We start from the raw sequence: 12058 nt of genomic DNA on the forward strand, positions 1-12058 counted from the left end.
CTGGACATCATGCGTTATGGAAGACTTCTTCAACTGGATCGGCACGCAACTGGGTGCCGCCATTCGCTTCATCGTCGAAGGCCTGGGCAATTTCTTCTCACACTTTGATGATGCGCTGGCTGGCTTCTTCAATGGCTTGACCGGTGAGCTGGGGCTCGGCACATCGCTGTTCAGCCTGCTGGGCCTGGTATTCGGGCTCTATCTGCTCTTCAAGGGCATCACGACGCTGTTGAGAGGCTCCATCATCGGCGGGTTATTGTTGACCTTCATCGGCCTGACCTTCCTGGGCTGGATGATCGCCTGACGCGCGCGATGCCCCTGAAAGCGATGACCGTGCAGGCGATGCCCTGACGGGACTTGCGCCAGGCTCGTGACATGAAAAAGCCCCTGCCGATTGGCAGGGGCTTTTTCATGTCAGCGGCAGTCATCATCATGCGCGCGATGACTGCCGTCTGTCTTCAAGGGTCAGCTCAGCGGATCAGGCCAGCGCCTTCTCCACGACTTCATACAGGTTGTTCGAGAGCTTCTCGCCACGGATACGCTCAAGCTCTGCCTTCATCAAGTCCTGACGCTTGGCATCGAAACGCTTGTAACGCGTCAGCGGCGTGATGATGCGCGCCGCGATTTCCGGGTTCAGACGATTGAGCTCGATGACCACATCCGCCAGCAGACGATAACCTTCGCCGTCGAGACGGTGGAAGTTGACGCGGTTCTGGCCGGCGAAGGCGCCAATCAAGGCACGCACCTTGTTGGGGTTGGTCAACGAGAAGGCCGGGTGCTCCATCAGGAAGCGCACGCGGTCCAGCACATCGGCCTGCGGGCGCGTGACCTGGATCGAGAACCACTGGTCCATCACCAGCGGGTCATGCGACCAGCGCTCGGCGAAGGACTTGAGCGCCGGGTCACCCAGGTCGGTGCGTGAGGAGTGCACCAGCATCGTCAGCGCGGCACGCACGTCGGTCATGTTGTGGGCCGCCGCGAGCTGGGCCTGGGCCAGACGCACGCCCTCCTCGTCCTCGATGCTCATCAGATAGCTGAGCGCGGCATTCTTGAGGCTGCGACGCGCCATCTGCTCGAAGGTCGGCGCGTAGTCGCCCTGCTGCGCATTGGCGTGATAGAGCGCCACGAAATCGTCGCGAAGCGCGCTGGCCAGCTGCGCCTTGGCGGTCTTGCGCGCCCAGTGGATGGCATCGACATCGACGACACTCTGCTGCTCGGCGATATAGGCCTCCGAGGGCAGCGTCAGCATCTCGGCCAGCACCGCACGATCGGAAGCCTCGCTCTGGAGCAGGAAGCGATAGGCGGCCAGCAGGCGCTCATCCAGCTGGGCCTCCTGCTCGCCACGCTGCCAGGCCGCCATCAGGTCTTCAAGCGCTGCCATGGCCAGACGCTGACCGGCATCCCAGCGGTTGAAGCCATCGCTGTCGTGCTGCATCAGGAAGGCCAGCTGCTCACGGCTGTAGTCAAAGGCCAGCTTGACCGGCGCGGAGAAGCCACGCAGCAGCGACGGCACCGGCGCGGCACCGCCGGCAAGGCCGGTGAAGACGAAGGTCTGCTCGGCTTCAGTCAGCTCCAGCACGATTTCCGTGCCCAGCGCTTCGCCGTCGAGGGTCAGCGTCAGATCGCTGCCATCGGCGCCAACCAGCCCCATGCGCACCGGAATCACCAGCGGCAGCTTCTCCGCCTGCCCCGGCGAAGGCGGCGTGGACTGACGCAGCGTGAGGGAATAGGTGCCAGCCTGGGCATCGAAGGTGCCACTGGCGGCGATGTTCGGCGTTCCGGCCTGGGAGTACCAGCGCATGAACTGGCTGAAGTCGCGGCCGGAGGCTTCGCTCATCGCGCTGATGAAGTCCTCGATGGTGGCGGCGCTGCCATCGTTGCGCGCGAAGTAGAGGTCACTGCCACGGCGGAAGGCCTCTTCCCCAAGCAGATTGGCGACCATGCGCACCACTTCGGAACCCTTCTCGTAGATGGTCAGGGTGTAGAAGTTGGAAATCTCGATATAGGACGCCGGGCGCACCGGGTGCGCGGTGGGGCCGGCATCTTCGGCGAACTGCGCGGTACGCAGCATGGCGACGTCTTCGATACGCTTGACCGGCGCCGAGTTCATGTCGGCGGAGAAGGTCTGATCGCGATAGACCGTGAAGCCTTCCTTCAGGGACAGCTGGAACCAGTCACGGCAGGTGACGCGGTTGCCCGACCAGTTGTGGAAGTACTCATGCGCGACCACCCCTTCGACGCGCTGGAAGGCGGCGTCGGTGGTGGTATCGGGGTTGGCCAGCACGCAGGCACTGTTGAAGATGTTGAGGCCCTTGTTCTCCATCGCGCCCATGTTGAAGTCGTTGACCGCGACGATCATGAAGATGTCGAGGTCATATTCGCGACCGTAGACTTCCTCGTCCCACTTCATGGAGGCCTTGAGGGCGTTCATGGCGTGCTGGGTCTTGTCGAGATTTTCCGGCTCGACCCAGATTTCCAGAGTGACGTCACGGCCACTCATGGTGGTGAAGCTGTCGTCATGCTTGACCAGGTCACCCGCCACCAGCGCGAACAGATAGCACGGCTTGGGGTGCGGGTCCTGCCAGGTGACGAAGTGACGACCGCCCTCACGCTCGCCACGCTCGACGGGGTTGCCGTTGGAGAGCAGGATCGGGTAGCTGTCCTTGTCGGCGATGATGGTGGTGGTGAACACCGACATCACGTCAGGGCGGTCCGGGTAGTAGGTGATGCGACGGAAGCCTTCGGCCTCGCACTGGGTGCAGAACATGCCCGAGGACACGTAGAGCCCTTCCAGCGCGGTATTCGCGGCCGGGTCGATCACCACCACCGTCTCGAGCTCACAGTTGGCCGGCAGGCCGGCAAGCGTCAGGTGAGTCTCGTCGAGCTTGTATTCATCACTGGCCAGCGCTCGCCCATCGACACGCACGGACTCAAGCGTCAGATGCTCGCCATTGAGCACCAGCGGCGGCGTGGCATCACTGCCCACGGCGGCATCGGGATTGGCCTCGAGGGTCAGCACGGTCGTCACACGGGTTGCGGACGGTGCCAGGTCAAACGTCAGGCGGGTGTCCAGCACACGCCAGGCGGGTGCCTGATAATCGGCAAGATGAATCGCTGCAGGTTGTGACATCAAAGACTCCGCAATCAGCGCCGCAGGAGAGGACTCCTCACGGCAGGAAGACAGCGGACAGCGAGGGAGCAGACACCTCACCTGCCCGCGATGAAGCGCTCATTCGCGCGGAAGGGATTCACCACTGACGGCAAGGTTCGCCCCCTCGCCCTTGGGCTCCGGGCGCGTGGCCAGCCAGAGTGCCAGCAGCGACAGGAAGACCAGCAGCGAGACCTTGACGGCCAGCACTGAGACGGTGAACAGGATGATCAGCATCGAGACGGCCAGCATGCTGACCGCCATGATGCGCGCGCGCAGCGGAATGGCGCGTTCGCGCTCCCAGGCCACCAGCGTCGGCCCGATCTGGGGGTGTTCCCGGATATAGCGCGCAAAGCGCGGTGAACCTCGGCTGGCACAGGCCAGCGCCAGCAGCATGAAGACGGTGGTGGGCAGCAGCGGCAGAAACATGCCAGCGAAGCCGATGCCGAAGAACAACCAGGCCAGGCCAAGCCAGCAGATACGCTTCATGCGCCGAAAGATCATCATGTCGGTTCCTCACCACCTGCGGTCACACACCGTGTGCTTCCTGCTATCAGTCAAACGCCAAGTCGTTCATGGGAAAAGTACTTTCTGACTATCCGCCTGATAGCAACTGCGTGCATGGTAACGGGCTTGCCGATATCGCGAAAGGCCACGCCCCCCGCCATGGGGGCCGTGGGCCGCTGTCTGCGGCCAGATTCGACGCCGCAATCCGTCGAGCCGGGCGTGGCTTAGCGGCGGTCAGCCGGGCTGCGTTCAGCCGGGCTGCGATCAGCCGGGCTGCGGTCAGCCGGGCTGCGGTCAGCTACGTTGCGCCAACTGCCAGAGTCGCATGATGGCCTCGCAACGGTCAGCCAGCAGCTCCGAGGTGCGTGCCAGCGCCTGCTCAAGCGGCATGGCACTGTCACACAGCGTGAAGACGGCACTGACCCCCTCATCATGGGCGGCTTGCCAGCCCTCGGCCAGTCGTCCGGCCAACACGATGGCGGGCACCCCGGCGGCACGCGCGGCTCGCGCCGCACCGATGGGGGTCTTGCCGCCCAGGCTCTGGCCATCCAGGCCGCCTTCCCCGGTGATCAGCAGATCACAGCCCGCCAGACGCTCGCTCACGTTGAGGCGCTCCATCACCAGCTCGATGCCCGGGCGCAACTCGCCGTTCAACCAGGCCGCCACCGCGTAGCCCATGCCGCCTGCGGCCCCTGCACCGGCCAACTGCTGCTGATCTGTGCCCAGTACTTCAGCGCTCAGGCGCGCGAAGTGGCCCAGCGCCGCATCCAGTTCCTCGACCACCGCGGCATCGGCGCCCTTCTGCGGGCCGAACACGGCGCTCGCGCCGCGCAGGCCACACAGGGGGTTGTCGACATCGACTGCGGCAGACACCTTGAGATCGGCCAGGCGTGGGTCCAGCGCAGTGACGTCCAGGCTCGCCAGACGCGCGAGGGCCGCGCCACCTGCGGGCAGCTCATTGCCGTCAGCGTCGAGCAGACGCAGCCCGAGCGCGCGCAGCATGCCGCTGCCGCCATCGTTGGTGGCGCTGCCGCCCAGCGTGACGATCAGTCGCTCGGCACCGGCGTCCAGCGCCGCCAGGATCAGCTCGCCCACGCCATGCGTGTCGGCGACACGCGCGTCGCGCTCATCAGGGCTGACCAGATGCAGACCACTGGCTTCGGCCAGCTCGACGATGGCCGTGCGGCTACCCGGCTGCCAACCCCACTGGGCGGTGACGTCACGCCCGAGCGGATCACGCACCTGAGCACTGCGCGCCTCGATGGGATCTGCTTCACTGGCCGCCGCCAACAACGCCGCCAGCGTGCCCTCACCGCCATCCCCCAGCGGGCAGAGATCGATCTGTGCCTCGGGCAATACTCGGCGAACACCACGCGCCATGGCTTCGGCGGCATCACTGGCTGCCAGCGCTTCCTTGAAGCTGTCAGGAGCAATCAACAGACGCGGCGAACCAGCAGACGTTGAGGGACCAGAAGAAGCGGAGGCAGCAGAAGCAGAGACAGTCATGCAGACATTCCTTGTCGAAAGTGAAGGAGCGAATGGGGGCAACTCAGCACAAGATACCCCCATGATACGCTGTCATTGGTGCCATGCGGGACCCTGAAACGCAAACTGCCACCCGTCGGTCTCCCGAGGGTGGCAGTGGCAGCACAGGCTGACAGTGGCGCTTACTTGACCAGACGCGTCTCGGTAGGCGCCAGCGTGACCTTGCCTTCGCGCTTCAGGTGACCGATGGCGCGCTTGAAGTTGGCCTTGCTGGCACCGAAGGCTTCACTGATGGCTTCCGGTTCGCTCTTGTCACCCAGCGGCAGCACGCCCTGACTGGCTTCCAGCGCGGCCAGAATGCGGTCCGCCAGCTGCTGATGGCCAGCCGGACCCGGCGCCTGCGGCGTGAGATCGACATTGCCGTTGCCGTCATTCTTCAACACCCATAGACGCAGACGATTGCCGATGCGCAGACGCGTGAAGATACGATCGTGGTGCACCAGGCCCCAATGGGCGTTGTCGATGATGATCTTCATACCCAGGTCGGTGCGCGCAGCGACCAGACCAGAGACTTCCTGGCCCACCGCGTAGGTGGCCGGAGTCTTGTCGAGCCAGCGATCCAGACGCATCGAGGCGACCATGCGGTCACTGTGCTTGTCGAGACCGACGTGCACCATGGCGAACTGGCCGGCCTTGAGCTCACGCTTGCGCTCGCCGTAGGGCAGCAGCAGGTCCTTGCCCAGGCCATTGTCGAGGAAGGTGCCGATGTCATTGACCTCGACCACCTTGAGCGCGGCGAACTCGCCGACCATGGCACGCGGATAGCGCGTGGTGGCCAGCAGGCGGTCTTCATCATCCAGGCTGACGAAGACTTCGACTTCGTCACCGATGTCGGCCCCCGCCGGAATGAAGGGCGTCGGCAGCAGGATTTCCCCGCGATCCCCACCATCGAGGAAGACGCCGAAGCCGACCCGCTTGGTGATCGTCAGGGTGTTGCGCTGGCCGATAGCGAGCGGAGCAGACATATAACCTCTCTTTGCGCGTTGTCGGGTGCCGAAGCGGCCCGCATGGCGCAGATATTACGTACGAATAGGGTGAAACGCTTTGAAAGCGACGCGTCCGGTCATGTGGAGTGAAGCACCGGACTGGACAAGCGTAGCGCCAGCGACGAGACATGACGCTTTCAAAGCGAATCTGTTGATCCCGCAAACATGCGAATCAGTGACTCTCACGACACCGCAAATCAGCGAATCAAACGAAGACAGCACCGCACGCCGATAGCGAACGGTGCTGAGAATGGCGATCGCCAGTCACTTGCGCGCTGGATCAATCGCGGAAGTTGTTGAACTGCAGCGGCAGCTCGAGGCTCTCATCGCCCTTGAGCAGCGCCATGGCACCCTGCAGGTCGTCACGCTTCTTGCCGGTGACGCGGACCTTCTCGCCCTGGATCTGTGCCTGGACCTTGAGCTTGGCATCCTTGAGCGCCTTGACGATCTTCTTGGCGGTCGGCTGGTCCAGCCCCTGACGCAGCACCAGCTGCTGACGGGCACGCACGCCAGCGGTGTCGGCGTCCTTCTCTTCCAGGCAGCGCACGTCGATGCCGCGCGCGATCAGACGACCCTTGAGCAGTTCGATCATCTGACGCAACTGGAAGTCGGCATCGGCTTCCAGATTGACGTTCTCTTCCTTCTCGAGTTCGAAGCTGGCAGTCACGCCCTTGAAGTCAAAGCGCGTCGCGAGTTCGCGATTGGCCTGATCGACGGCATTCTGAACTTCGTGCTTGTCGAGTTCGGAGACAATATCGAATGACGGCATGGGAGCGATTCCTTTGAAGCCATGAAGAATAAACAGCGCATCCTAGCCCATGGGGGCCACGCGCGCCATGCCCCTTGCTCAGGCGGCGCCGGCATTCACCGTCGAGGGCGACCCAGGGTGCGCTTCACCGGCCTCACCGGCCGCGAGTTCCTCAGCCACCGGCGCCGGTGAATCCAGCGTCAGCGCCTTGCGCATCTTCCAGGCGGCGGCCCCGTCGGCATAGTAATCGCGCAGGCGACCACACTTCTCGAAGCCGTGTCGCTCGTAGAGCGCGATCGCCGCGCCATTGCCGGTGTGCACCTCAAGATCGAACTGCGTACAGCCCTGCGCGATGGCCAGCTGCTCAAGCGATGTGAGCATGCGCTGGGCAAGGCCGCGGCCACGCGATTCCGGATGCAGGCAGAAGGAGTAGAGTCGCGCCCGACGTGAATTGCGCCGAAACAGCACGGTACCGTAGCCGAGCACGCTGCGCAGCGGCGTGGCGTCATCGCGCTCGACGCTACCGGCCGGCCATAGCGCGGCCATCACATCGTCCACCGCCGCTGCGGACGGGATGACATCGTCATCGGGCTGGATGATCACCAGGGTACGGGCATGGGCACGCAGAATCAGATGGGACAGCTGACGACGACTGAACCAGTCGCTGTCGAAACTGACTTCCTCGAGCTCTACCAGAGCGTCGAGATCGGCCCGGATGGCCGGGCGCAGAATGGGGGTCATGGTGCAGGCTCTCCCGCCTGTCAGCGCCCTGACGCCGTCCGAGGATCAGCGTGTCGCGGGGCGGTAGCAATGCGCTGCATTCTGGGCATGCAGGCGCGTCTTGTCTTGGTCTCTTTGCATGAAATTATTTCACTTTCCAGCCTATTGCGATGACGGGGATTGTTTCTCATGATGCGCGCATTCGGCACCGCTTCGGTGCCCGCCTTGCGAGGCTTCGCAATGTCCCGCCTGCGTATCGTGGTTGACCGTGTTTCTGACTGGCGCGCCTTCTATCCCAGTGATGATGTCATCAGCGCCCATGACTTTCTTTCCGAACTCTCAAGCGATGCGCCAGCCCAGCGCGCCGACGATGCACCGCAGCCCGCCACCCACGTCATCAACCTGTGCGGTGGTCTGGATTATCTGGGCATCGGCTATTACGTCTCGCTGCTGGCCCAGGCGCGTGGTCAGAAGGCGTTGCCGTCAGTGGAGACCCTCAATCAACTGTCACGCAAGTCGCTGATCGACATGGAACTGGGCGGCATCCGCGTGCTGCTCGAGGAGCTGACACGCAAGGGCGCCCTGCCCGCCCAGCAAGACGCGACGCATGGGGCTGGCAAGCCGCCACGACTCGACCTGCTGCTGACCTTCGGCGAGAGCGCAGACCCGGCGCTTGCGCGTCTCGCACGCAAGCTGTTCGAGCGCCTGCCCTGCCCGCTGCTGGAGGTGCGTCTTGAAGGCCGTGGCGATCATTGGGTGCTCAAGCGAGTGCGCCCACAATCCCTGAACCACCTGGCAGCGGCGGATGAAGACCGCTTCGCCCAGGCGCTCAATCGCCATTCGCGCAAGGTGTGGCGCACGCCCAAGGCACGTCGCCATTATCGCTTCGATCTCGCCATGCTGGTCGACCCGGACGAGGCGCTGCCGCCGTCCAACCGTACCGCGCTCAAGCATTTCATCCGCGAAGGGCGGCGCCTGGGCATCGATGTCAGCCTGATCACCCGGCGCGATGAAGGCCGTCTGGCCGAGTTCGATGGCCTGTTCATCCGCGAGACGACCAGTCTGGATCACCACACCTATCGCATGGCCAAGCGTGCCGAGCACGAAGGGCTGGTGGTGATCGATGACAGCCAGTCGATTCTGCGCTGCACCAACAAGGTCTTCCTGCATGAGCTTCTCAAGGCACGCGGCCTGAGTGCCCCGCAGGGTCGCCTGATCCATCGGGGAGAACTGCGCCAGCTGGCCGAGCGCGGTCAGCACATGCGCTACCCGCTGGTGATGAAGGTGCCGGATGGCGCCTTCTCCCGCGGCATCGTCAAGATCGATGGCCCCGAGACACTGGTGCGCGAAGCCGAGCGGCTGTTCCATGATTCCGCCCTACTGCTGCTGCAGGAGTGGCTACCGACCGAGTTCGACTGGCGCATCGGCGTGCTCGACGGCAAGCTGCTGTTCGCCAGCCGTTACTACATGGCGCGCGGCCATTGGCAGATCTACGACCACAGCGGCGCGCGTACCCGCTCCGGCGGCTTCGCGACGGTCGACCCGAGCGAGGTGCCAGCGGCCGTGATCAAGGCGGCCCTGAAGGCGACACGCCTGATCGGCGACGGCCTCTATGGCGTCGACTTGAAGCAGCTGGAGGACCGCGTGGTGGTCATCGAGGTCAACGACAACCCGAATCTGGATGCCGGCGTCGAGGATGTGGTGCTGGGACGCGAGCTCTACCGGCGCGTGATGCAGGTATTTCTGACGCGCATGCAGGCGCGCCGCCAGCCCGTGCTGGGCTGATACGCCCCGAACGGAGTCTGCAAGCCTGTAGCAAGAAGCAAGAAACGACAGCGCCCACCCTCCGTGACGGAGCGTGGGCGCTGTCGTGTGTACGGTGCTGAGCTCTTTGCTGTGCTCTTGGCTATGGCTCAGCCGTGGCTCATTCCCCGCCCAGCTGGGCCTCGATCTCATAGCCGGTGAACTTGCGCAGATTGATCACGCCGCTGTCGAGAATCAGATACTGACCCTTGAGCCCTTCGAGCACGCCTTCCACCACTGGCGTCTTGTCGAAGTTGAACGAGGTGACCTTGGTCGGTGCGGTGCGCACCGGAAACTCGAAGGCCAGCGCCGTGGTGTCCAGCACCCGGATGGCGCCTTCACCGCAATGCGCCTGCAGCGCCGCCAGGCCCTCTGACATCTGGGCCAGCAAGGCATCCCGCTCGGCTTCCAGGTCCAGCTCGGCCACATCGCCCTTGAGCATCGCCCGCCAGTTGGTGCGGTCGTTCAGCGCCTGCTTGAACAGCACCTCGACCAGCCCCGACTGCAGGCGATTGGACACCTCGACGATGGGCAGTGCCTGGATGGCACCCTGATCGAACCAGCGCGTCGGCATCTGGGTCTTGCGCGTGATGCCGACCTTGAGGCCGGAAGAATTGGCCAGATAGACGATATGCGGCTGGAAGCAGTGCTCCTCGCCCCACTGCGGATCACGGCAGGTGCCTTCGGCGTAGTGGCAGGTCTCCGGCTTCATGATACAGCCATCGCACTGCGGCAGCTTGCGAAAGCACGGATAGCAATGCCCCTGCGCGAAGCTCTTCTTGGTCTTGCGACCGCAATGGCTGCAGTGGATCTGACCGGTGAAGCTCAATCGCACCTTGTGACCGATATAGGCATTCAGCGGCTGGGTGACCTCGCCCAGACGCAGGCCATAGTTGGCCGCCAGCGGCTCGCGCGTGACCGACGGCGCATCAAACGAGGTATCGATCGCAAGCGCCTCACCGGCGGGCACGATGGACATCTTGTGAAGGTTGCCACTCAGCGTGATGGGCGCCGCATCCTGAGCACTGGCTTCCTGAGCCGTGCCGGAGGTTTCATCCGCACTCAGGGCATCATCCAGCGTCAGTTGACCCACTTGATCTGCTCCGGCTCATCGCTTGCGGTGCTGTCGTCATCACGCGGCCCACAGGTGCCGTTGTCGATGAAGCCGACACGCGACTCGGCCGGCACGTTGTTGTGCGCTTCGTACTTGATGACGGCTTCCATGCACAGCTCGACCTGCTCCTGGGTCAGCACGCGGCCATCCGGCCATTTGCGCAGCTGCATGGACTGCTTGAGGCTCTCGTAGATGGTCGGCGTCATCTGCTCGACCATGCCGTCAAAGGACATGTTGCTCATCACATACTCTCCTGATACGGGTCCACGACTGCCGAAGGCGGACCATCGGAGTCACTGGGGATGGCCGCCATTCTAGCATTGTCGTTTCGCGCAGTGTCATTTCCGGCAGTGCCATCCCCGGGGCCGAAGCGCCAAGGCTCAGGCTGCGCTGCGCCTGGGGAGCAGCCAGCCCAGCAGCAGACCGGTCAGCAGGCCACCAAGATGCGCCTCGTTGGCGATGGCGCCCAGGCCGATGGCACTCGAGAGCGGCGTCATGCACAGCACCAGATAGATCAGCATGAAGATCATCAGCGAGCGCTGCATCTGATAGCCCAGCGCGGGGCGCCGGCGTGCAGCGATGAAGACATAGCCGATGACGGCGAAGTCGATCCCCGACAGCCCACCGAACAGCACGCTGCCGGTGGCGTATTGAGCCAGATTGGCCGCCACGCCGCTCAGCACCACGACCAGCGCGAAGCGCCAACCGCCATCGATGGCCTCGATCTGTCGCCCGAACACCCACAGCCACAGCAGGTTGAACACCAGGTGCAGTACCCCGAAGTGCATCAATGACGGCGACCAGAGCCGCCACCACTCCCCCGCCAGCGTCACGGACAGCGGCTCGGGTGCGATGTGCTGACTGCCGACAAGCTCGAAGGGCACGATGGCCAGCCACTCGAATACCGCCGCCTGGCCCAGCGCATACTGGAACAGCACGGTGACGCAGCAGGCCAGTCCGACCAGCCAGGTCAGCGGCGTCTGGCGCACCAGGGCGATGAGGGACTGAGAACTGGCGGTGCCACGCGTCGCGGCGCCCGCAGAGGCATCCCGCAACGGTTCACCGCGTGACTGGCGCTCGAGCATCGCGATGACGCGCGGCAGCTGCTCGGGGTCGGCCAGCCACAGCTCCTGGCCGCCCTCGTGGCTCTCGGCATCCTCGCCAGATGTCGGGCGAGCCTGGCTCAGGGTGATCTGGTGACCGATCTTCTCGGCCCACAGGGCTTCACGCAGGGGGCGGCTGTCGAAGGATTCGGGCAGCGTCAGAACCTTGAACATGCTATGCCTCTGAAGATGACACGCGACTGAACAGACTCAGTACACGTTGATAAACAAGGAGAAGTCAGACCAGCCTGCGAAAATCTACCACAGCGCCGCAGGCGTCTGGCTTTATGACAGACATAAAAAAAGCCCGGTGGGGGGCACCGGACTGAGCAAGGATCATTCAAGGGAACACTTACTCAGAGTGCGCAATCGGGCTTTGGTTCA

11 protein-coding genes are annotated in these 12058 nt (G+C 63.9%); 2 read left to right on the plus strand and 9 right to left on the minus strand.

From position 1 onward, the window contains the following. Positions 1-16: 16 nt before the first annotated feature. Complete coding sequence (locus U0O11_RS11880; RefSeq protein WP_324690233.1) at positions 17-304, plus strand: hypothetical protein; 288 nt, start codon at positions 17-19, stop codon at positions 302-304. A 174-nt stretch (positions 305-478) separates the two neighbouring features. Here U0O11_RS11880 and pepN read toward each other — a convergent pair whose 3' ends face one another. The 6 genes from pepN to U0O11_RS11910 form a co-directional block, all read right to left on the minus strand. Beyond that, entirely contained in the window at positions 479-3130 is a 2652-nt protein-coding gene (gene pepN / locus U0O11_RS11885) for an aminopeptidase N (RefSeq protein ID WP_324690235.1), read from the minus strand. Between the two features lie 99 nt (positions 3131-3229). Further along, positions 3230-3655: a YbaN family protein gene (locus U0O11_RS11890; RefSeq protein WP_225996323.1), complete on the minus strand. Its 426-nt coding sequence runs from the start codon at positions 3653-3655 to the stop codon at positions 3230-3232. Positions 3656-3949: 294 nt separating this feature from the next. After that, on the minus strand, positions 3950-5161 hold the full coding sequence (locus tag U0O11_RS11895) for a glycerate kinase (RefSeq protein WP_324690238.1): 1212 nt from the start codon (positions 5159-5161) through the stop codon (positions 3950-3952). A gap of 161 nt (positions 5162-5322) precedes the next feature. Continuing rightward, positions 5323-6165, minus strand: coding sequence for a CvfB family protein (locus tag U0O11_RS11900; RefSeq protein ID WP_175089419.1), 843 nt, complete (start codon positions 6163-6165; stop codon positions 5323-5325). 301 nt (positions 6166-6466) lie between these two features. Continuing rightward, complete coding sequence (locus U0O11_RS11905) at positions 6467-6955, minus strand: YajQ family cyclic di-GMP-binding protein (RefSeq protein ID WP_054556286.1); 489 nt, start codon at positions 6953-6955, stop codon at positions 6467-6469. A 78-nt stretch (positions 6956-7033) separates the two neighbouring features. Continuing rightward, positions 7034-7675 (minus strand): GNAT family N-acetyltransferase, encoded by a 642-nt coding sequence (locus tag U0O11_RS11910; RefSeq protein WP_324690242.1) that lies wholly within the window; start codon positions 7673-7675, stop codon positions 7034-7036. 168 nt (positions 7676-7843) lie between these two features. Between U0O11_RS11910 and U0O11_RS11915 the strand changes: the two genes are divergently transcribed. Then, positions 7844-9439: a RimK family protein gene (locus U0O11_RS11915; RefSeq protein WP_324690244.1), complete on the plus strand. Its 1596-nt coding sequence runs from the start codon at positions 7844-7846 to the stop codon at positions 9437-9439. Between the two features lie 139 nt (positions 9440-9578). Here U0O11_RS11915 and U0O11_RS11920 read toward each other — a convergent pair whose 3' ends face one another. The 3 genes from U0O11_RS11920 to U0O11_RS11930 form a co-directional block, all read right to left on the minus strand. Then, positions 9579-10436 carry a DUF2797 domain-containing protein gene (locus tag U0O11_RS11920; RefSeq protein ID WP_442872658.1) on the minus strand — a complete coding sequence of 286 codons (858 nt, stop codon included), beginning with the start codon at positions 10434-10436 and terminating at the stop codon, positions 9579-9581. 101 nt (positions 10437-10537) lie between these two features. After that, a complete protein-coding gene (locus U0O11_RS11925; RefSeq protein ID WP_131432440.1) occupies positions 10538-10813 on the minus strand; it encodes a YeaC family protein in 276 nt (91 codons plus the stop codon). A 138-nt stretch (positions 10814-10951) separates the two neighbouring features. Beyond that, on the minus strand, positions 10952-11848 hold the full coding sequence (locus U0O11_RS11930) for a rhomboid family intramembrane serine protease (RefSeq protein ID WP_324690249.1): 897 nt from the start codon (positions 11846-11848) through the stop codon (positions 10952-10954). Positions 11849-12058: the final 210 nt, after the last annotated feature.

Origin of the sequence: Cobetia sp. D5 (assembly GCF_035666195.1) — a bacterium.
GTDB classification, from domain to species: Bacteria; Pseudomonadota; Gammaproteobacteria; order Pseudomonadales; family Halomonadaceae; genus Cobetia; species Cobetia amphilecti.